Origin of the sequence: Microbacterium sp. B19(2022), assembly GCF_012030385.1 — a bacterium.
Lineage (GTDB): Bacteria > Actinomycetota > Actinomycetes > Actinomycetales > Microbacteriaceae > Microbacterium > Microbacterium oxydans_B.
This window is the reverse complement of sequence record NZ_JAAUVO010000001.1, coordinates 289,969-310,899: the sequence shown is the minus strand read 5'-3', so window position 1 is coordinate 310,899 and position 20,931 is coordinate 289,969. Positions and strand designations below refer to the sequence as shown.

Annotated in this window: 19 protein-coding genes; 8 read left to right on the top strand and 11 right to left on the bottom strand. The window is 69.2% G+C overall.

Annotated features, from left to right (window positions below; genetic code table 11):
- The first annotated feature begins 16 nt into the window (after positions 1–16).
- Both corA and HCX50_RS01485 read left to right on the top strand, forming a co-directional pair.
- Positions 17–1,033, top strand: coding sequence for a magnesium/cobalt transporter CorA (gene corA / locus HCX50_RS01490; RefSeq protein ID WP_091032326.1), 1,017 nt, complete (start codon positions 17–19; stop codon positions 1,031–1,033).
- A gap of 74 nt (positions 1,034–1,107) precedes the next feature.
- The gene (locus HCX50_RS01485; RefSeq protein WP_167632754.1) at positions 1,108–1,686 is read left to right on the top strand and encodes an isochorismatase family protein; all 579 of its coding nucleotides are present in this window, start codon (positions 1,108–1,110) and stop codon (positions 1,684–1,686) included.
- An 8-nt stretch (positions 1,687–1,694) separates the two neighbouring features.
- Here the strand turns inward: HCX50_RS01485 and HCX50_RS01480 are convergent, their stop codons facing one another.
- Both HCX50_RS01480 and HCX50_RS01475 read right to left on the bottom strand, forming a co-directional pair.
- Positions 1,695–1,901, bottom strand: coding sequence for a multidrug transporter (locus tag HCX50_RS01480; protein ID WP_105711687.1), 207 nt, complete (start codon positions 1,899–1,901; stop codon positions 1,695–1,697).
- On the bottom strand, positions 1,888–3,279 hold the full coding sequence (locus tag HCX50_RS01475) for an APC family permease (protein WP_237682265.1): 1,392 nt from the start codon (positions 3,277–3,279) through the stop codon (positions 1,888–1,890). The genes HCX50_RS01480 and HCX50_RS01475 overlap by 14 nt, the downstream gene beginning before the upstream one ends.
- 262 nt (positions 3,280–3,541) lie before the next feature.
- On the opposite strand from HCX50_RS01475, the gene HCX50_RS01470 reads away from it, so the two are divergent.
- From HCX50_RS01470 to HCX50_RS01460, 3 genes are all read left to right on the top strand, one after another.
- Complete coding sequence (locus HCX50_RS01470) at positions 3,542–4,192, top strand: MIP/aquaporin family protein (protein WP_091032128.1); 651 nt, start codon at positions 3,542–3,544, stop codon at positions 4,190–4,192.
- A gap of 84 nt (positions 4,193–4,276) precedes the next feature.
- Entirely contained in the window at positions 4,277–5,128 is an 852-nt protein-coding gene (locus HCX50_RS01465) for a hypothetical protein (RefSeq protein WP_167632753.1), read from the top strand.
- A 9-nt stretch (positions 5,129–5,137) separates the two neighbouring features.
- The gene (locus HCX50_RS01460; RefSeq protein ID WP_167632752.1) at positions 5,138–5,764 is read left to right on the top strand and encodes a DUF1684 domain-containing protein; all 627 of its coding nucleotides are present in this window, start codon (positions 5,138–5,140) and stop codon (positions 5,762–5,764) included.
- A 6-nt stretch (positions 5,765–5,770) separates the two neighbouring features.
- Here HCX50_RS01460 and HCX50_RS01455 read toward each other — a convergent pair whose 3' ends face one another.
- The 4 genes from HCX50_RS01455 to HCX50_RS01440 are packed head-to-tail and all read right to left on the bottom strand — an operon-like array spanning position 5,771 to position 11,220.
- The gene (locus HCX50_RS01455; RefSeq protein WP_167632751.1) at positions 5,771–8,116 is read right to left on the bottom strand and encodes a glycoside hydrolase family 3 N-terminal domain-containing protein; all 2,346 of its coding nucleotides are present in this window, start codon (positions 8,114–8,116) and stop codon (positions 5,771–5,773) included.
- Positions 8,117–8,118: 2 nt separating this feature from the next.
- Complete coding sequence (locus tag HCX50_RS01450) at positions 8,119–9,009, bottom strand: carbohydrate ABC transporter permease (protein WP_167632750.1); 891 nt, start codon at positions 9,007–9,009, stop codon at positions 8,119–8,121.
- Positions 9,006–9,944 carry a carbohydrate ABC transporter permease gene (locus tag HCX50_RS01445; protein ID WP_205828689.1) on the bottom strand — a complete coding sequence of 313 codons (939 nt, stop codon included), beginning with the start codon at positions 9,942–9,944 and terminating at the stop codon, positions 9,006–9,008. Before HCX50_RS01445 ends, HCX50_RS01450 begins: the two co-directional genes overlap by 4 nt.
- Complete coding sequence (locus tag HCX50_RS01440; RefSeq protein ID WP_091032116.1) at positions 9,925–11,220, bottom strand: extracellular solute-binding protein; 1,296 nt, start codon at positions 11,218–11,220, stop codon at positions 9,925–9,927. Before HCX50_RS01440 ends, HCX50_RS01445 begins: the two co-directional genes overlap by 20 nt.
- 164 nt (positions 11,221–11,384) lie before the next feature.
- On the opposite strand from HCX50_RS01440, the gene HCX50_RS01435 reads away from it, so the two are divergent.
- On the top strand, positions 11,385–12,389 hold the full coding sequence (locus HCX50_RS01435) for a LacI family DNA-binding transcriptional regulator (protein WP_029264405.1): 1,005 nt from the start codon (positions 11,385–11,387) through the stop codon (positions 12,387–12,389).
- A 46-nt stretch (positions 12,390–12,435) separates the two neighbouring features.
- Entirely contained in the window at positions 12,436–13,440 is a 1,005-nt protein-coding gene (locus HCX50_RS01430) for a serine hydrolase domain-containing protein (RefSeq protein WP_091032113.1), read from the top strand.
- Positions 13,441–13,519: 79 nt separating this feature from the next.
- Here the strand turns inward: HCX50_RS01430 and arfA are convergent, their stop codons facing one another.
- The 5 genes from arfA to HCX50_RS01405 form a co-directional block, all read right to left on the bottom strand.
- Positions 13,520–15,055 (bottom strand): arabinosylfuranosidase ArfA, encoded by a 1,536-nt coding sequence (arfA, locus tag HCX50_RS01425; RefSeq protein ID WP_167632749.1) that lies wholly within the window; start codon positions 15,053–15,055, stop codon positions 13,520–13,522.
- 39 nt (positions 15,056–15,094) lie between these two features.
- A complete protein-coding gene (locus HCX50_RS01420; protein ID WP_105711679.1) occupies positions 15,095–16,021 on the bottom strand; it encodes a carbohydrate ABC transporter permease in 927 nt (308 codons plus the stop codon).
- The gene (locus HCX50_RS01415; RefSeq protein ID WP_029264409.1) at positions 16,021–16,968 is read right to left on the bottom strand and encodes a carbohydrate ABC transporter permease; all 948 of its coding nucleotides are present in this window, start codon (positions 16,966–16,968) and stop codon (positions 16,021–16,023) included. Before HCX50_RS01415 ends, HCX50_RS01420 begins: the two co-directional genes overlap by 1 nt.
- Positions 16,965–18,302, bottom strand: a complete 1,338-nt coding sequence (locus tag HCX50_RS01410) for an extracellular solute-binding protein (RefSeq protein ID WP_167632748.1) — start codon at positions 18,300–18,302, stop codon at positions 16,965–16,967. The genes HCX50_RS01415 and HCX50_RS01410 overlap by 4 nt, the downstream gene beginning before the upstream one ends.
- 96 nt (positions 18,303–18,398) lie before the next feature.
- Positions 18,399–19,445: a LacI family DNA-binding transcriptional regulator gene (locus HCX50_RS01405; RefSeq protein WP_167632747.1), complete on the bottom strand. Its 1,047-nt coding sequence runs from the start codon at positions 19,443–19,445 to the stop codon at positions 18,399–18,401.
- A gap of 78 nt (positions 19,446–19,523) precedes the next feature.
- Between HCX50_RS01405 and HCX50_RS01400 the strand changes: the two genes are divergently transcribed.
- Positions 19,524–20,783: an FAD-binding protein gene (locus tag HCX50_RS01400; RefSeq protein ID WP_167632746.1), complete on the top strand. Its 1,260-nt coding sequence runs from the start codon at positions 19,524–19,526 to the stop codon at positions 20,781–20,783.
- The last annotated feature ends 148 nt before the right edge of the window (positions 20,784–20,931 follow it).

Here is a 20,931-nt window from a genome sequence, read left to right as displayed (position 1 = left end):
GAAGGGAAGGGCGACGATGGCGATCATCGACAACGCGATCTACGTGGACGGTGTGCGCACCGAGAATCCGCAGAGCCTGAGCGAGACGTTCGAGCGCATGCGGGAACGCGGCGGGATGAGCTGGATCGGGCTGTACCGGCCCAGTGAGGAAGAGATCCGCGAGGTCGCCGACGAGTTCGGCATCCACGCCCTCGTCGTCGAGGATGCTCTCTCGGGGCACCAGCGCGCCAAGCTGGAGCGCTACGGCGATGTGCTGTTCATGGTGCTGCGCCCGGCCCGCTACCTCGACGAGGCCGAGGAGGTCGAGTTCGGCGAAGTACACGTGCTGGTCGGCCCCGATTTCGTCGTGACGATCAGGCACGCAGAATCGCCCGACCTCGGACGCGTGCGGCACCGGCTGGAGGGCGACCCCGCGCTGCTCGCCCTCGGTCCCGAAGCCGTGCTGTACGCCATCCTCGACGAGGTCGTCGACGAGTACGCGCCGGTCCTCGCGGGACTCGAGAACGACATCGACGAGATCGAGAGCCAGCTCTTCGAGGAAGACGTGGATGCCACGCAGCGCATCTACGAGCTCGGCAGGGAGGTCATCGATTTCCAGCGCGCGACGCAGCCGCTCTCCGGAATGCTCGAGGCGCTGCTGCGCGGCTCGGACAAGTATCTGGTGGGGGAGGAACTGCGGAGCTACCTGCGCGACGTGCTCGATCACACACTCCGAGTGAGCGACCGAGCGACGACCTTCCGGACCGTCCTCGACAACGCCCTCACCGTCGAGTCGACGATCGTGGCCCGCCGGCAGAACGAGGAGATGCGGCGGATGACGGAGCTCAGCATCCGCCAGAACGACGAGGTCAAGAAGATCTCCGGATGGGCGGCGATCCTGTTCGCCCCGACACTCGTCGGCACGATCTACGGCATGAACTTCGATCACATGCCGGAGCTGCACTGGCTGCTGGGCTATCCGATGGCAGTCGGCATGATGGTCGCGCTGGGATTCGGCCTGTACGCGGCGTTCAAGCGCAAGGGCTGGCTCTGACGCTGGCCGGAACCATGCGGTCGTTGGCCGGATGGGACCTTGCCCGGCGCCTCGGCGGCGATCACGATGAGCCCATGACGACTTCTCCCGACACCGCTCTGCTGGTCATCGATGCACAGGAGTCGTTCCGCCAGCGCGCCGACGACTGGGCGGCGACCGCGAACCCGGCGGTGCTCGACAACATCGCGCTCCTCGTCGCGCATGCCCGCGAGATCGGCGACCCGGTCGTGTGGATCACCCACTCCGAACCGGGCACCGGAGGCGTGTTCGATCCCGCCAACGGATTCGTGCGGGTGATCGAGGAACTCGAGCCTCGGGAGTCCGAGGACGCGCTCACCAAGACCACCGTCAACGCGTTCGGCTCGACCGACCTCGAGGAGCGACTGCGGCGTGCAGGCATCCGTCGCGTCGTCGTCTGCGGCATCCGCACGGAGCAGTGCTGCGAGACGACCACCCGTATCGCCGCCGACCTGGGCTTCGAGGTCGAGTTCGTGACGGATGCGACGACCACCTCCGCCATCCCGGCTCACGGTGCGCTCGCCGCCGTGTCGGGGGAGGACCTCATGCGCCGCACCGAGAGCATCCTCTCGGCACGCGGGTTCGCGACCGTCACGAGCACACAGGAGCGGGTCGGCGCGACCGCGGGCGTCTGAACCGCGGATCAGTCCTCGTCGGCCTCGACCCCCGGACCAGGGCCCGGACGCACCGGAGCGTCGGGGGCGATGTCGATCCGGGTGTTGCCGTCGTGCTCGCTGACCTCGATGCGCGGGGCGGCATCGGCCTCGGTCGCATCCGGCGCGGCGGTGAGCTGATCGTGGCGCTTCTCGGCGCTCGTCATCTCGTCGGCGTTGTTCTCAGGCGTGCTCATGATTCTCCTTCGGGTCGGTTGCGTTGTCAGGTTTCGGGCCGGTCCCGAGCGGTGCGCCACCGGTGCGCTTCCGGTCCCAGCGGGTGAGCAGGTACAGGACGCCGCCGACGGCGAGCAGGATCGCACCGAAGAGCCAGACGACGGGGCGCTGCTGGGTGAGCAGCAGGATGCAGGAGGCGATGCCGAGCACGGGGACGAACGTCCAGACCCGGAAGTGATCGTTCTCGACGTGATCGCGCCGGAGGACCAGCACCGAGATGTTCACGCTGAGGAAGACGACCAGGAGCAGCAGGACCACGGTCTCGGCGAGCGTGGCCAGATCGCCGACGAGGGTCAGCCCCATCGCGACGAGGGTGGTGGTGAGGATCGCGACCCACGGCGTCTTCCGCTTCGGGAGCACGCGGCCGAGGACCGGGGGCAACAGGCCCTGTTCGGCCATGCCGTAGGTGAGGCGGCTGACCATGATCATGGTCAGCAGGGCGCCGTTCGCGACGGCGACGAGGGCGATGAGGCTGAACAGCCAGGAGGGGATGCTGATGCCGGTGGCCTCGACCACCGCGAGCAGCGGGCCGCTGGACTCCTGCAGCTCGGCGGGCGGAAGGGCGATCGAGCTCGCGAGGCCGACGAGGACGTAGACCGCGCCGGCGGTGATGAGTGCTCCGAACAGCGCACGCGGGTAGGTGCGCCGCGGGTTCTTCACTTCTTCGATCATGTTGGCCGAGGTCTCGAAGCCGACGAACGAGTAGTACGCGATGACTGCTCCGGAGAGCACCGCCATGGCAACGCTCGTTCCCTCTGGCGCCTGCCCGATGCGGGAGACGTCGCCACCCCCACCGCCGAGGAAGATCGCGACCACGGCGATCACGATGACGAGTCCGCTGAGCTCGATCGCGGTCATCACGAGATTGGCGCCCAGGGACTCGCGGATGCCGCGGGCGTTCAGCAGGCCGACCAGGGCGAGGAAGGCGATGGCGACCGGGATAGTCGGCAGGTCGAGGAAGGTGCCCAGGTAGTCGCCCGCGAACGCGATGGCGAGACCCGCCGCGCTGGTCACGCCCGCCGCGAGCATGCTGAAGCCGACCAGGAACGAGACCAGTGGGCTGTGGAACGCGCGCTCGGCGAAGACCGCGGCCCCGCCGGCACGAGGGTACTTGGTGACCAACTCGGCGTAGGAGCCGGCGGTGAGCATGGCGAGCAGCAGCGCCAGGAGCAGCGGCGCCCACAGCATGCCGCCCACCTTCTCGGAGAGCACGCCCATCAGCGCATAGATGCCCGCGCCGAGCACGTCTCCGAGGATGAAGGCGAACAGCAGGGGGCCGGTGATCGCTCGTCGCAGCCGCGTCGGAGTCTCGGCGCCGGAGGCAGTCTCGGTGGTCATCCTCGCACGCTACGGGGGAGGGGAGTCGCGGACCACGGGGTTGACATCACCGCTCTGGTTCCGGCATCCGAGCGGGGTGGATGTCGCGGCGATCGTCGCTCGGGAGCGAGTTCAGGGAATTCACAGCAATACCGCGCGGCATCCCGATATTCCGGCGCGCGCAGCGATAGCGTCGGTGCCGCACGAGGGGTGCGTCGGACAGGGTGCGCGGGCAAACGGATGACTTCCCCTCTTCTGAATTCCCAAAGCAAAGGGCTCTCTCATGACCGGTACGGCACGCAAGGCGCTCGCAGAAGCGGTCGCCACCTTCCTCTTCGTTCTCGCGATCATCGCGGCGGTGAACAGCGACAGCCCGCTGACGCCCCTCGCGATCGGTTTCACCCTGATGGTGCTCGTGTTCTCCACGGGTCACATCTCGGGTGCCCACCTGAACCCGGCCGTCTCGGTCGGCGTGTTCCTGCGCGGCGGTCTCAGCGTCGCCGACTTCATCGCCTACCTCATCGCGCAGTTCGTCGGTGGTGCGGTGGCCGCACTCGTCAGCATGTCGGTCTGGCCGGCCGGTGAAGAGGCCATGGTCATCGAGGTCGGCCCGGCGTTCCTCGTCGAGGCGCTGTTCACGCTGATCCTCGTGTGGGTCGTGCTCAACACGGCCACGTCGAAGGACACCGCCGGCAACTCGTTCTACGGCCTCGCGATCGGTGCGACCGTCTTCGTCGGTGCGGCCACGGTCGGCTCGATCTCGGGTGGCGGTTTCAACCCGGCCGTCGCGCTCGGCCTCTCGGTCAGCGGTCACTTCGCGTGGAGCTCGCTGTGGCTCTACATCGTCGCCCCGGTCGTGGGCGCCGTGATCGCCGCGATCCTGTTCCGCGTGCTCAACACGGACGACGCCAAGAAGATCGCCGCAGCGGAGTAACGCGCGCTGCACGGCCGAAGCGCCGCATCCTCTTCGGGGGTGCGGCGCTTCTGCGTGTGCGGGACCTGTGGGAGCCTGGGACCGATGGACACCACCCCGGCGCCGCGGCGCACACTCCTGGTCGGATTCGGCAAGCTCGGCGCGCGCCTCGCGCCCCGGCTTCTCGCCGATGGCGGTGAGGTCTTCGCGTTGCGGCGGAGCGACGGGGAGCTGCCCGTCGGCGTGGTCGGCATCCGCGCTGATCTCTCCCAGCCGCTCACGACGCCGCTGCCTGCCGTCGACGCGATCGTGATCACGTTGCCGCCGGGTGCCGACGAGGGCGCCTACCGCGCGGCGCTCGGCCACCTTCGGGATGCCCTGCCCGCGATGCCCGCCCGCACCGTGTTCGTGTCGTCCACCGGCGTCTTCGAGGGGAGCATCTTCGAAGGCGCCGAGGCCGACCGCCCTCTCACCGAGCAGGATGAGCCCGCGGCGGAGACCGAGCGCTCGCGGGGGCTCCGTGACGGCGAGCGGGCGGCGGCCGAACTGTTCGACGCCGTGGTCGTGCGCCCGGCGGGGATCTACGGTCCCGGTCGCGAGTTCCTGCTGCGCAGGGTCCGCGAGGGCGCGGCGGTCGACCACTCCCGGCTCACGAACCGCATCCACGAGACCGACCTCGTGCGCACGCTCGACCTGCTCCTGCGCACCGACGATGCGCCGCGGCTGGTGCACGCGGTCGACGAGCGACCGGCACCTCTGAGCGACGTCGTCCGCTTCATCGCCGGGGAGCTGGACGTCGCTGTCCCACCGGACGCGGCATCCGACGGCCCGCGCGGGTTCGTGTACGACGGGTCGCTGCTCCACTCGCTGCTCGGGCGTCTCGACTACCCCACCTACGAAGAGGGGTACGCCGAGATGATCGCCGGATCCGCCTCGCACCCGCTGCCCGGCCCGTAGCCTGGACGCATGACGAGCACCAGCACGAGCGCCCGCACCGCCCTCGAGGTCGCCGACTGGCGCCGCCGGGTCTTCGCCCTGTACGACGCCGTGCGTCTCGCCGACTCTCCCGAAGACGCCCATGAGCTGTGGCGGATGGAGCGCGACGAGCTGATGCTCCATCACCCCGCGACGCCGCTGCTGCCCGAGGACCGGCCGCTGTTCGAGGGGCTGCCCCTCGCCTCGTACGACCCCGACTGGCGCTTCGAGCTGCCGATCCTGCCCGCCGACCCCGGCGGCTTCGACTTCGCGACCGGGACCGACGGCGTCGTGCCGTTCGAGCGCATCGGCCGGGTCGAGATCCCCGATGCCGGATCGCTCGACGTCTGGCGACTCACCACCTACGGCGGCGGTCTGTTCATCCCGGTGCGCGACGCGCTCGCCGGGCGCGAGGGCGGAACGTACGGCGGCGGCCGCTATCTGATCGACACGATCAAAGGCGCCGACCTGGGATCGGATGCCGCGCGCGGCACGATCGTGCTCGACTTCAACTTCGCCTACAACCCGTCCTGCGCATACGACCCGGCCTGGGCATGCCCGCTCGCGCAGCCGGGCAACGTGCTCGCCGAGCCCGTCCCCGTCGGGGAGATGTACTGAGAGCTCTCAGTCGACGATCTCGATCGCCGTCGAAGTCTCCTCGTCGTCACAGGCGCCTCCGACCCACAGCCGGATCCGTCCCGGTTCCACCCTCCGGATTCCGTCGACGCCCGTGAACGCGAGGCGCTCGGTCGGCACCGTGAACTCCACGCGCTGCTCCGTGCCCGGTTCCAGCGTCACCCGCTGGAAGCCGATCAGCTGCGCGACCGGACGGGCCACGCTCGCGACCTCGTCGTGCGCATACAGCTGCACGACGTCGGTGCCCGCGCGGGAGCCGGAGTTGCGGACGAGCACAGACGCCCGGAACTCCGCGCCCGCGCCGACCGTCGCATCCGCCGTCAGCTGCTCGTGCGCGAAGGTCGTGTAGCCGAGTCCGAACCCGAACGGCCGCGCCGGCGACGGATCGACGCTCGACACATCCGTGCGTCCGCCGAGCGCGGGACGCAGGTACGAATACGGCTGCACGCCCGCCGACCGCGGCAGCGACACCGGGAGCCGTCCCGACGGGGCGACGGCCCCGCTCAACACGGCCGCGACGGCCGGACCCCCTTCTTCGCCGGGGAAGAAGGCCTGCAGCACGGACGCCGGGACCAGGCGCTTCTCGGCGGTGGCGGAGCCGGACGGAGCAGGGGAGTTCACCGAACCGAGACCGGCGGTCAGCCCGGCCCCCGACTCCCGATGAGGCAGCGCCCAGTCCAGCGCATACGGGCGACCGGTGAGCGCGACGACGACCACCGGGGTGCCGGTCGCGACGACGGCCTCGACCAGGGCGCGCTGCACCCCGGGGAGTTCCAGCGAGTCGACGTCGTTGCCCTCGCCGACCGTGCCGCGCCCGAACAGTCCAGCGCGGTCGCCGACCACGACGATCGCCACGTCGGCCTCGTCGGCGGCGGCGACCGCGGCCGGGAACCCGCTGCGGTCCTCGCCCTCGACCTCGCCACCGACGACATGGGTGATCGTGGCTGCGGGGAGCTCGGCACGGAGTCCGTCGAGCACGCTCGGCAGGGCGATGCCGGCGGGCACCTCGGGGTGATGCGCGAGCACGTGGTTCACGAACGAGTAGCACCCCATGAGCGCCTCCGCGCTGTCGGCGTTCGGTCCGATCACGGCGATCCGTGGCGCACCGGAGGCATCCAGCGGCAGCACGCCGTCGTTGCTCAGCAGCACTATCGACTCCTCCGCGAGGCGGCGGGCGAGGGCGCGATGCTCGGGGGAATCCAGGTCGATCGCGTCCGGAGCGACCGTGAAGTCGGCATCCAGCAGTCCCAGCTCCTCTTTCTGCGTCAGGACGCGTCCGACCGCCCGGTCCAGGATGCTCTGCTCCAGCGACCCGTCGCGCACCTGCGCGGCGAGGGTCGTGTACGCGTCGGGCGAGGGCAGCTCCACGTCGATCCCGGCGGTGATCGCCAGCGCGGCGGCCTGCGCGGAGTCGGCCGCGACGTGGTGCATGCTCTGCAGGAAGTCCACGGCGAAGTAGTCCGACACGACCACCCCGTCGAACCCCCAGCGTCCGCGCAGCACCTCGTCGAGGTAGTACGGATCAGCGGCCACCGGCACCCCGTCGATGTCGGTGTACGAGTTCATGACGCTGCGCACCCCGCCCTCGCGCACAGCCATCTCGAACGGCGGGAGCAGCACGTCCTCGATCTCACGCCGCCCGGCGTGCACCGGCGCATGATTGCGGCCCGCGGTCGACGCCGAGTATCCGACGAAGTGCTTGAGGGTGGCGTGCACGCCCTCCGACTGCAGGCCGCGGACGTAGGCGGTGCCGACGGTTCCCACGAGCAGCGGGTCCTCGGCGATGCACTCGTCGACGCGCCCCCACCGCGGATCGCGGACGACGTCGAGCACGGGAGCGAGTCCCTGATGGATGCCGAGTGTCCGCATCGACGATCCGATCGCCCGCCCCACCTCCTCGACCAGCTCGGGATCGAAGGATGCTCCCCACGCGAGCGGGGTCGGGAAGGTCGCCGCCTGCCAGGCAGCCAGGCCGGTCAGGCACTCCTCGTGCACGAGGGCAGGGATGCCCAGCCGCGTCTCGCGCTGCAGCCGTGCCTGCTCACCCCACAGCCACTGCGCGCGCTCGATCGGGTCGACCGGGCGCGTGCCGTACACGCGCGTCAGGTGGCCGATGCCGTGCGCCGTCGCATCCTCGTAGCGGGTCGAGGTCTTCTTCTCGCCGGCCATCGGGGCGACGAGCTCGTCTCCCTGATCCACCCAGAAGCCGACGAGCTGCGCCTGCTTCTCCTCGAGCGTCATCTGCTCGAGGAGGCCCTCGACGCGCGCGGAGAATCGGGGGCGGGGTGTGGGAGCGAGCACGTGCGTCTCTTTCTGTGGGGTCTGCGTCGACATCGTCAGCCCTTGACCGCGCCGGTCAGTCCGCCGACGATGCGGCGCTCGAACAGGCTGAAGAAGATCAGGGCGGGGATCATCGACAGCGAGGTGAAGGCGAGGACCTTCGCGGTGTCGACCGAGTATTGCGAGGCGAACGACTGCACGCCGAGCGGCAGGGTGAACGCCGCCGCATCGTTGAGCACGAACAGCGGCAGGAGATAGCCGTTCCAGCTGCCGATGAACGCGAGGATGCCGGTGGTGATCACGCCGGGAATCGAGAGCGGCAGCACCATGCGCCAGAAGAAGCCGATCCGGCTGCATCCGTCGATGAACGCCGCCTCCTGGATCTCGTCGGGGATCGCGCGCAGGAACGGGACCAGGATGATGATCGTCGTCGGCAGGGCGAAGGCGATCTGCGGCAGGATGACCCCGCCGAGCGAGTTCATCAGCCCGAGGCTCCGCACCACGATGTACAGCGGGGTGATCGCGACCGTCAGCGGGAACATGAGCCCCGCGGCGAAGAACGCGTAGAGCACTCCGCGGCCGGCGAACCGGTAGCGCGCGAGCACGTACGCGGCCATCAACCCCAGCGCGACGACGCCGATCGTGGTGGCGAGGGCGACGATGGTGGAGTTGAGCACCTGCCGCCAGAACACGCCACCGGTGATGACGTCGAAGTAGTTCGAGAACACCCACGGCTGCGGCATCCCCGACGGGTCGGTCGTGATCTGCGCGTTCGTGCGGAATCCGCCGATGATGATGTACGCGATCGGGGCGAGCATGAGCCCGACGACGATCAGCGCGACGAAGTACACGGTCGGGTTGGCCCAGGGTGGGCGCGGGCGCGGGGTGCGTCCGGGGCGCCCGGCGCGTCCGGGTCGCTGGGTGACGAGTACCGAGGTGGCGGTCATCGCGTCGTCCTCTTCTTCCGTGCAGGGGCGCCGGTCAGGGCGCCGTCCGTGTCGCGTCGCAGCACCGCGCGCTGGTAGATCAGCGCCACGACGAGCGAGATCAGGAACAGGACGACCGCGACCGCGTTGCCGTACCCGAAGTTGCCGGCGTTGCGCCCCTCGGAGACCATGTAGGTCGCCATGGTCGAGGTGCCGGCGGTGGAGGCGATGTACTGCCCCCAGATGATGTAGACCAGGTCGAACAGCTGCAGCGAGCCGATGATCGACAGGAACGCCCAGATGCGCAGTGTCGGCGCGAGCAGCGGCAGCGTGATGCGCCACTGGATCTGCCAGTACGAGGCGCCGTCGATCGAGGCGGCCTCGTGCAGCTCCTCCGGAATGCCCTGGAGCCCCGCGAGGAACAGGATCACCGCGAACCCGACGTACTTCCAGGTGATGATCACCATCAGCGTCCAGATCGCGATGTCGGGGTTCGACAGCCAGTCGTTCGCGAGGAACCCGAGGCCCATCTTCTCCAGCAGGTCGTTGAACGCGCCGCTGGTCTGCAGCATCAGGCTCCAGCCCGTGCCCACCACGACCTCGGAGATCACGTAGGGGATGAAGATCAGCACGCGGATCAGCGACTGGCCGCGCATCCGTCGGTTGAGCAGGAGCGCGAGGAGGATCGCTGCCGGTCCCTGCAGGATGAGCGAGAACACGAGGATGAATCCGTTGTGGGCCAGCGCATCGTGGAACAGCGGGTCCTGCAGGATCGTCAGATAGTTCTTCAACCCGACGAAGTCGGTGGGCGGGCCGTAGCCCTGCCAGCTGAAGAAGCCGTAGTAGCCCGCCATCAGCACCGGGAAGATGACGAAGGCGAGGAAGACCAGGAGGGCGGGCCCGGCCAGAAGGATCACTTCCAGCCGGGCGGCCGCCCTATGCCTTGGCTGCGGCATCCTGGACGGCCTTGACGATGTCCTCCGGGGTTCCTTGACCGGCGAGCATGTTGACCACGGCGACGTTGAGCGCGTTGCCCACGTTCTGTCCGTAGACCGTGTCGAGCCACTGCGTCGCGTACGGCGCCGCGTTGTAGGCCGCGAGGATGTCCTTCAGGTACTGCTCGGTCACGGCCTCCTGCGCCACGGTGTTGACCGGCGGGGCGTTGAACGCCTTGTAGTAGGCGGTCTGCACGTCGGACGTGCCGAGGTAGTTGAGGAAGTCGACGCAGGCGTCGGGCGCATCCACCGAGCACGAGTATCCGTCGACGCCGCCCATCATCGAGCCGGCTTCACCGTCGCCGCCCTCGACCTCGGGGAACGGGAACCACGACAGGTCGGGCAGCGGCTTCTGGTCGGGCGTGAGCGATCCGATGACGCCGGGGTTCCAGGCGCCCATGAGCTCCATGCCGGCCTGGTGGTTGGCGATGAGACCCGCCGAGCTACCCGCACCCTGCTGGGCGGTGGTGGTGAGGAAGCCGGAGTTGAACGGCTCGGTGGCCGCGAACGCCTGCAGGTCTTCGCCCGCGCGCACCCAGCAGTCGTCGTCGAAGTTCATCTCGTCGGCGGCCTTGGCGAGCGTCTCGGCACTGCACTCGCGCAGCGCCAGCCAGTAGTACCAGTGGGCTGCGGGCCAGGCATCCTTCGCGCCGAGGGCGACCGGGTCGATGCCGGCGGCCTTGAGCTTCTCGGTCGCCGTCTCGAGCTCGTCCATCGTGGTGGGGTTCTCGGTGATGCCCGCCTCGTCGAACAGGTCCTGGCTGTAGAAGAGTCCGCCGGGGAGCACGGCCACCGGCATCGCGTAGATCTTGTCGTCGAGGCTGCTGGCAGAGTAGGCGGCGTCGGAGATCTCCTCCGCAGCGCCACCGCTGATCGAGTCGGTCAGGTCCTTGAGCTGGCCGGCCTTGACCATCGCGGCCATCTTTCCGCCACCGCGCTGCAGGAAGATGTCGGGAGCATCGCCGGAGTTGAGCGCGGTCTGGAGCTTGCCGTCGAGGTCTTCGTTCTGGACCGACTGGATCTCGATCGTGACCCCGGGGTTCTCCTTCTCGAAGTCGGCGACGGTCTGCTCCCAGAACTCCACGCCCGGTCCGGTGGTGGAGTTGTGCCAGAGCGTCATGGCGGCGTCGCCGCCACCTCCGCCGTCGGGGGTGCTGGCCGTGCACCCGCTGAGTGCGAGAGTTCCGACGGCGGCTATCGCGGCCGCGGAGATCAAGGAACGCCGTGTGCTGTTCATGTGATGGTTCTCCTCATCGAGAGTTGCGCCGCGTCTCTGCAGGCGCCGCGGCATCAGGGGGTGTGACCGCGTCGCGTTGCAGTCTGCTGTCGTTCGAGGGAGTCGTCAAACGTTTTCGAAAACAGTTTCCATCGAGGCCGCATCCCCGGATACGCTGGGCGACCATGAGCGGGAGAACCACGATCCACGACGTCGCGAAGGCCGCCGGCGTCTCGGTGTCGACCGTCTCCAAGGCGGTCAACGGGCGCTATGGGATAGCGGATGCGACGGTCCGGCGCGTACTCGACGTGGTGCAGGAGCTCGGTTACGAATCGAGCCTGGTGGCCAGCAGCATGCGCGCCAGGCGCACAGGTGTGATCGGGGTGCTCCTGGCCGACTTCGAGCCCTTCAGCGCCGAGATCCTCAAGGGCGTCGGTGCGGCCGTGCACGACACCGCCTTCGACCTGCTGGCGTACAGCGGTTCGCGGCACGGACAGGGCGAAGGATGGGAGCGGCGGTCACTCAGTCGGCTCTCCGGCACCCTCATCGACGCCGCGATCATGGTCACCCCCACGGTCGTCGGAGCGTCGACCGAGATCCCCGTCGTCGCGATCGACCCGCACACCGGCCGCGCCGACCTGCCGACCGTCGAGTCGGACAGCTTCGGCGGCGCGCTGACGGCGACCCGGCACCTGCTCGACCTCGGCCACCGCCGCATCAGCTTCCTGGGTGGGCGCCCCGATCTGCGCTCCGCCGGACTACGTGATGCCGGGTATCGACGCGCGCTGAGCGACGCCGGCATCCCGGTGGATCCCGACCTGATCCGCTCGGGACGCTACGAGCTCGAGACCACGAGGGATTCGGCGCGGATCCTGCTGGCCGGACCCTCCCGGCCCACGGCCGTGTTCGCCGCGAACGACCTCTCGGCCATCGCCGTGATCGAGGTCGCGCACGAGCTCGGGCTCCGGGTGCCGGAAGACCTCTCGGTGGTCGGTTTCGACGACGTGCCGGAGGCCTCCCGCCGCGCCCTGCCGCTCACCACGATCCAGCAGCCGATGCGACGCCTGGGGTCGGTGGCGGCCGAGATGGTCTTCGCCCTCCTCGCCGGGCAGCCCGTCGAGGAGATGCACGTCACGCTACCCACCAGACTGGTCGTGCGGGCGACCACCGCCGCGATCGGAAACGAGTAAGAGAAGACCCGTCAGCGAAGACGAGTACGAGAAGGGGTACGGACACATGACCACTGCGAGAACGGATGTCGCACTGGCCCTGCACGAGGCCGCCGAGGCGAACGGATTCAGCGGGGTGATCCGCGTCGACCGTCCCGGCGAAGAACCGTTCGCCCGCGGGTACGGGCTCGCGGACCGCGCCCACGGCCTGCCGATGGCGGCGGAGAGCCGGTGCGGCGTCGCCAGCATCGCGAAGGGTTTCACCGCGGTCACGATCGGAGCGCTCGTCGATGACGGGACGCTCGCGCTCGACGGCCTGGTGAGGCCCTTCCTCGGCGACGATCTCCCGCTCGTCGACGACACCGTCACGGTCGAGCACCTGCTGTCCCACACGTCGGGCATCGGCGACTACATCGACGAGTCGAGCGGTTCGATCACCGACTACGTGATCGACCGCCCCCTGCATGAGCTCGACAACACCGAGGCGTTCGTGCCGGTGCTCGACGGCCGGCCGCAGGTGAGCGCGCCGGGCTCGCGATTCGCCTACTGCAACAGCGGTTTCGTGCTGCTGGCGCTGGTGGCGGAGCGCGCGTCGAAGACGCCGTTCCACGAGCTCGTCCAGGAGCGCGTCTTCGCTCCCGCCGGGATGGCGTCGAGCGGATATCCCCGCACCGACGACATGCCGGGGGATCTCGCTCTCGGGTACCTGGGCGACACCGACGACCGCACGAACGTGCTCCATCTGCCGGTGCGCGGGAGCGGAGACGGCGGCGCGGCCACGACGGCCGCCGATCTGCACGCGTTCTGGACGGCGCTGTTCGATCACCGGATCGTGAGCGCGCAGATGCTGGCCGTGCTCACCGAACCGCTGAACGAGGTCGAGGACGAGAACATGCGCTACGCGCGGGGCTTCTGGCGCGGATGGGAATCGGGCACCGTGATCCTCGAGGGGTACGACGCCGGAGTCTCGGCGCGCACCTGGCACGACCCCGAATCGGGCGTGACGGGGACCGTCATCGCGAACGCCTCGGACGGCGCCTGGCCGGTCCTGGAGGCCGTCGACTGGCCCTGAGAGTGGTTGCCCTGAGCGCCGTGACCGCGTGCGTCCCGCGGGCTCGGCGACCTCGAGGTCGCCGAGCCCGCCGGACGTCTCAGGCCCGAGCGGCGTCGAGCTCGATGACCGACCACGACAGCGGCGGCAGCGTCGAACGCACGGCGCCGTCGACGACCTCGGCCGCCCCGAGCGGCACCATGTGCACGCTGTCGGGGGCGGTCTCGAGGTTCGAGGTGTGGCGGTCGCCGCCCTCCGGGATCGTCAGGGTCTCGGCGTTCACGACGCGCAGGTCGCCGAGTCCATGCAGGTCGATCGTCAGATCGCTGGACTCGTCGAGTGAGCGGTTCGCGACGAACACGACCACGCGGCCGGTCGCCTCGTCCCAGGTGGCGGCCGCATCGACCGCGTCCACCCCGCCGTAGCGCTTCGTCTCGATCTGCGGAGCCGAGACCGCGAGGCGCAGGATGCGGCCCTTCGCGAGCCGCGCCATCCGCTCGAACGGCCAGAAGCTGGTCTGCCGCCAGGCCGGACCGTTCTCCTCCGAGCGGATCGGGGCGATCACGTTCACGAGCTGCGCCTGGTTGGCGATCTTCACGCGGTCGCCGTGGCGCAGCAGGCTGTTGAGCAGCGTGCCGACCACGACGGCATCCGTCACCGAGTAGGTGTCTTCGATGAGTCGCGGATGCTGGCGCCACCCGGCCTTCTCGATCTCCTTCGCCTCGACGTCGTTGTACTTCACCTGGTCCCACACGTTCCACTCGTCGAACGAGATGTCGACCTGCTTCGTGTGCTTGCCGGACGCTTTGACCGCGTCGATCGTGGCGATGACACCCTCGATGAACGCGTCCATGTCGACGGACTCGGCGAGGAACGACTCGGCGTCGCCGTCGTGCTCCTGGTAGTACGCGTGCATCGAGATGAAGTCGACCTCGTCGTAGGCGTGGGTGAGAACCGTGTGCTCCCAGGTGCCGAACGTCGGCATCGTCCGCCCCGACGAGCCGACGGCGACGAGCTCGATCGACGGGTCGACCAGACGCATCGCCTTGGCGGACTCCTGGGCGAGCCGCCCGTATTCGGTCGCGGTCTTGCCGCCGATCTGCCAGGGGCCGTCGAGCTCGTTGCCCAGGCACCACAGCTTGATGTCGAAGGGCTGCTCGGCGCCGTTCTTGCGGCGCAGGTCCGACCAGTACGTGCCGCCGGGGTGGTTCGCGTACTCGACGAGTGCGCGCGCTTCCTCGACGCCGCGGGTGCCGAGGTTGACGGCCTCCATCACCTCGACGTCCGCCTCCTTCGCCCAGTCCATGAACTCGTGCAGGCCGAAGGCGTTCGTCTCGATCGTGTGCCAGGCGCCGTCGATGCGCACCGGGCGGTCCTCGACCGGGCCGACGCCGTCTTCCCAGCGGTAGCCCGAGACGAAGTTTCCGCCGGGGTAGCGGACCACGGTGGGTCCCATCTCCTTCACCAGCGCCAACACGTCCTGACGGAAGCCGCGTTCGTCGGCCTGCGGGTGCCCCGGCTCGTAGATGCCGGTGTAGACGCAGCGCCCCATGTGCTCGACGAACGACCCGAAGAGCCTCCGGGGGACGTCGGCGATCGTGAAGTCGCGGTCGATGGTGATGCGGGCCTGAGACATTGCTCTCCTAGATTTCTGGCTCTCGAGCCGGGTGGGGGACTACTGACCGCCGAAGCCGCTTGTCGCGACTCCCTTGACGATCTGCTTCTGGAAGATCATGAACACGATGATGAGCGGCAGCGCCGCGAGCACGGCCTGTGCCATGACCTGGGCGTACTGCACGCCGTAGGCGCTGATCACGGTCTGCAGTCCGACCGGCAGCGTCATCAGGGTGGTGTCGTTGATGACCAGGAACGGCCAGAGGAAGTTGTTCCACGCGCTGATGAACACGAAGATCGCGACCGAGGCCATGATCGGACGGGAGAGCGGCAGCACGATCGACCAGAAGATCCGGAACCGGCCGGCGCCGTCGACGCGCGCCGCGTCTTCCAGCTCGATCGGGATGGCGTCGAAGAACCGCTTGAGGATGAACACCATCGCCGGGGCCACGACCTGCGGCAGGATCAGACCCCAGTAGGTGTCGACCATGTTGAACGCGAGCATCTCGTAGAACAGGGGGATGATCAGCACCTGCGGCGGCACGACGATCGAGGCGATGATCACCACGAACAGCCACTTGCGGCCGGTGAAGTCCAGGCGTGAGAAGGCATAGGCCGCGAGAGCCGAGATCGCCAGGGTGATCACGGTGATCGCCACGGAGGTGAGCAGGCTGTTCAGCGCCCAGGTGTAGACGTTGCCCTGCGAGAGGATCGCGGTGAACGCCTCGATGGTGGGTCCGCTCGCGCCGATCCAGCCGGGGTCGCCGGATGCGGCATCCGTCTCGGTCTTGAACGCGGTCGCGACCGCCCAGAGGAACGGCAGCAGCCAGCCGATCGCGAGCAGCAGCAGCACGACGAACGCGGTGATGCGGAGCGGCCCGAACGGCTTCTGGCCGGGCAGGTGCGAGCGCCGGGGGCGACGCGACGACGCCGTCGTGATCGTCTCGGTTGCGGTGGGGGCGAGGGGGGATGCGGTGGCGGTGGACATCAGAACTGCTCCTTCCGGCGGCGCGTGATCAGGGCCTGCGCGACGCCGAGGATGACGATGAGAGCGAAGAAGACGTAGGAGATGGCGGCCGAGTAGCCGAACCGGTAGCTGACGAAACCGGCCTCGTAGATGTACTGCACGATCGAGCGGGTGGTGTCGCTCGCGACCCCGCCGAGCATCTGATACGCCTGGTCGAACAGCTTCAGCGAGGCGAGGATCTGCAGGATCAGGATGAGCACCGTCGCCGGTCCCAGCTGCGGGAGCGTGATGGACCAGAACTGGCGCCAGGCGCCGGCGCCGTCGAGGGAGGCGGCCTCGTACTGCTGCGGCGGGATGTTCTGCATGGCCGCGAGGTAGAGCAGGAAGTTGAAGCCGACCGTCCACCACACGGTCGCGATCACGATCGACAGCATGTTGGTCTCGGGGTTCTGCAACCACGCGAGCGGCTCGAGACCGAAGAACTCCAAGATGTTGTTGGCCGCGCCCACCTGGGGGTTGAAGATCCAGACCCAGATCTGCGAGATCACGGTGGAGGCGAGCAGGAACGGCATGAAGAACGACAGACGCCAGAGCCACTGACCGGGGATGCCACGGTCGACGAGGGCCGCCATCGCGAGGGCGATCACAACGAGGGGCACGGTGGAGAGCAGCGTGAACCAGACGGTGTTGCCCATCGACTGCCACATCTTCGGGTCGACGAACGCCTCCGCGTAGTTGGCGAATCCGATGAACGAGCCGCCGGCCCCGGTGAGGGACTGGTCGGTGAAGCTGAGGATGAATCCGTGGATGATCGGCCAGACCAGGAACAGGGCGAAGGCCACGAGGAACGGTGCGAGGAAGACCCAGCTGATGAGCTGCTCGCGGTTGCGGGAGCCAGCGCGGCGACCGCGCGGGGTGGTGCGCGACCCGGTGACGATCGTGCGGGTGGAGTCGGTGGCGGAGGTCATGATCCGAACGTCCCTTCGGGGTCTGCCGGGTTCGGCTGTCGGAGCAGGGTGTTCACCCGTGCCTCGAAGCGGTCGATCGCGGCTGCCGGGTCGTCGCCCGAGAGCAGCACGTTCTGCACGGCGGCACCGAACTCGGCCTGGAAGTTGGAGCCCGAGCCGGTGAACCACGCGGTCGGGTCGTACACGACGTGCTGCGCTGCCTCGGCGTAGTTCGCCTGGGGGACGAGGTCGGCGTACTCGGGGGATTCGGTCACGGGGAGGAACGCGGGGATGTGGCCGGCCTCGGCCCAGCCGAAGGAGTTCTTCAGCATGTCGGCGACGAACTCGTAGGTGAGATCGCGCCGCACAGGGTCGGCACTGGACTGGTGCGGGAGGACGAAGGAGTGCGAGTCGGCGTAGACAGCCGGGGTGCCGTAGAGCGTCGGGATCATGGTCGCGTCGAACGGGATGCCGGCGGCCTGCATGGTGCGCAGCTCCCAGACTCCGGTGAAGAGCATGCCGCTCTTGCCGGTCGCGAACTCGGCGACGGCGCTGCCGTAGTCGTTCTGGGCGGCCGCGATCTCGCCGTCGAGCAGTGTCTGCATGAGGGTGAGCGACTCGATCGCGACGTCTTTGTCGATCACGGCCGGGCCGCCGGCGGGCAGTTCCATCGCGCCGCCGTGCTGCGCGTAGAAGGTGTAGAACAGGCGCCACATCTGCGCGCCGTCGCCGAGGTAGCCGTACGAGAGGGCGTGTCCGGAGGCGGTGCCGCTCACGGCGCGCAGCTGGTCGAGGAACTCCTCGGGCGAGGTCGTCTCCTGCAGCTTTCCGTCGGAGTCGAGGACCCCGGCGGCATCGCACACGTCGGTGTTGAACATCATCACGAAGGGGTGGGCGTCGAGCGCGACGCTGTACATGTCGTCGCCCACGAAGCCCTTCTCCCAGATCGGCTTCGGGAACTTCGTGCTGTCGACGCCGAGCTCGGCGAGACGGTCGAGGTCCCAGGTGTCGAGCAGGCCGCCGGGTGCCCAGCCGACCGTGCGCGTCGCGTGCATGATGGCGACGTCGGGGGCGCGGCCGCCGGCGCCCGCCATCGCGAGCTTCGTGTAGTACGGGGTGCCCCAGGCGAGCACGGTCGGGCGGATGCGGAACGCGGACTGCGCGCCGTTGACCTGGTCGAGCAGCGACGACATCGTCACGCCGTCACCGCCGGAGAGCAGGTGCCAGAACTGCAGGGTCTGCGGGCCGGAGCCGGGGGTCGTACCGGGCGCGCAACCGGCGAGCAGCGCCGTGCCGGCGGCGAGCGAGGCGGCGCTGAGGAACTGCCGGCGGGACAGATCGAGTGGGGGTGTCATCGTCACTCCTTCGTGACTGTGCGGGGGTCGCCTCATCATTACATCGATGTAATCGACCGCGCAAGCATCAGATCGGCGCCCAGGCGCACACAGGTGTCAGGGACGGTAGCCGCGCGGGCGACCCTGCGTGCTCGCGCGCTCCAGCAGGTGATGCGAGAGGGTGAGGGCGCGCGGGGGAGCTGCCCGGTCGTCCATGCGCGATTCGAGCAGACCGAGCGCCGCGATCGCGAACGCCCGCCGATCGAACGCCACCGAGGTGAGAGCCGGCGAGGTGTACCGCGAGAACTCGACGTCGTCGAAGCCGGTCACGATCACGTCGTCGGGCACGCGGATGCCGTTGTCGTGCAGCGTGTGCAGCGCCCCGAGCGCGAGTGAATCCGTGAACGCGACGATCGCGTCGAAGGGCACGCGACGGTCGAGCAGCATGCGCACGGCCTCCGCGCCACCGCCCATCGACCACGGCAGCCGGTTGATCTCGAGAGCAGGATCCCGGGGGATGCCCGCTTCGCGCAGCGCATCGTGCACGCCCTCGAGCCGCAGGCGGCTGGTGGCCGTGGCGATCGACGGATCGTCGTCGGCGCCGACCACCGCGATCCGTGTCGCGCCTCGGGACAGCACATGGCGGGTCGCGTCGGCGGCGGCCTGCCGACTGTCGATGCGCACGTGGTCCGCGCGGTTCTGCTCGACCTCGCCGATCACCACGAGCGGCGGGAGGCGGTCGGCGTACTTCAGCACGCTGTCCTCGAGGCGGATCGGGTTGAGGATCAGGCCGTCCACCAGGTGCGCCCGCGCGCGGGACACCAGCTCCTTCTCGCGCTCGGGCTCGGATGCCGTCTCCTCGATCTGCACGGCGAGACCCCGCTCGTGCGCGGCCTCGACGATGCGGTGCACGAGCTCGGCCGAGAATGCGGTGGCGAGGTCGGGGAGGGCGACGGCGATGATCCCGGAGCGTCCCTTGCGCAGCCCCCGCGCGCTGAGGTTGGGCACGAAGTCGAGCTGCGCCATGGCGGACTCGACCTTCGACCGCGTGCTCTCGTTGACCGGAACCGTGCCGGTGACCACGTTCGAGACGGTCTTCGTCGACACCCCGGCGAGGGCCGCGACATCCTTCATCGTGGCGCGGGGCGGCGGCTGCGCTGTCATCCGGTCAGCCTAGCGTCGAGGCCGGGGGCGGATGGAGTACATCGATGTAGTCGCCGCTGCCCTGGCTATCATGGCGCCATGACCACCGAACGCAACTGGGCAGGCAACCTCACCTACCGGGCCTCGACGATCGCGCATCCCGAGACGGTCGACGAGCTCGGTGCCCTGCTCGGCGAGGGCGGACCGGTGCGCTTCCTCGGGTCGCGGCACTGCTTCAACGACATCGCCGACACCGACGGTGTGCTCATCGCGCTCGACCGGCTGCCCACGGTGTTCGAGGTGAACTCGAACCGCACGGCGGTGAAGGTCGCAGGCGCCGCGCGCTACGGCGACATCGCGCCGCGGCTCGAGGCCGAGGGGCTCGCGCTCGCCAACCTCGCCTCGCTGCCGCACATCTCGATCGCCGGGGCGGTTGCCACCGGGACGCACGGCTCGGGCGACGCGATCGGCTCGCTCGCGAGTGCGGTCCGGGGCCTGACGATCCTCACGCCGTCGGGCGAGACGCGAACGCTCGAGCGCGGGGACGCCGACTTCGACGGTGCGGTCGTGAGTCTCGGCGCGCTCGGCGCCGTGCTCGACGTGACGCTCGACGTCGAGCCGACGTACGAGGTCGCCCAGCACGTGTTCGAGCGGCCGGACTGGGATGCCGTGCTCGCCGACTTCGACGACGTGACTTCGATCGGCACCAGTGTGAGCCTGTTCTCGACCTGGGAGCGCACCGACTTCGTCGACCAGATCTGGGTCAAGCAGCGGCAGCCCGAGGCGCGCGAGGCCGCGCGGGAGTCGCTGTTCGAGAAGCTCGGCGCGGTGCCGGCGGTGAGCAAGCGGCATCCGATCCTCGGCGTCGACCCGGTCGCGTGCACCGAGCAGCTCGGGGTGTCCGGTCCCTGGTTCGAGCGGCTGGCGCACTTCAAGCTCGAGTTCACCCCGTCGGCCGGCGCCGAGATCCAGAGCGAGTACCTCGTGCCCCGTGCGGATGCGGTCGCCGCGATCCAGGCCGTGCGTACCCTCGCCGGGCAGATCGCGCCGCTGCTGCTGGTGAACGAGATCCGCACCGTGCGCGCGGATGACCTGTGGCTCAGCTCGTCGTACGGGGCGGATGCCGTCGGCCTGCACTTCACCTGGAAGCCCGACGAGGCCGCGGTTCGCGCCCTGCTGCCGACGATCGAGGCCGCGCTGCCCGAGACCGCCCGCCCGCACTGGGGCAAGGTGTTCACGCTCGACGGTGCCGAGACGCGCTCGCGGTACTCGCGATGGGACGACTTCGCCGCGCTCGCCGCCCGCTACGACCCCGAGCGCCGCCTGGTGAACCCGTACCTGGAGCGCCTCGGACTGTAGCCGAGGCAGCGGTCGGGATCCCGGATCGGCGACCAATCGGGGAAGAAGTCTTGTGTTCCGGAATCTGTTACCGGTAACATCAGTCCAGTGGTGATCATCACACACGGCCCGCCGGGCCCGCCGGACTTGCTCTGCGCGCGGCTCCGGC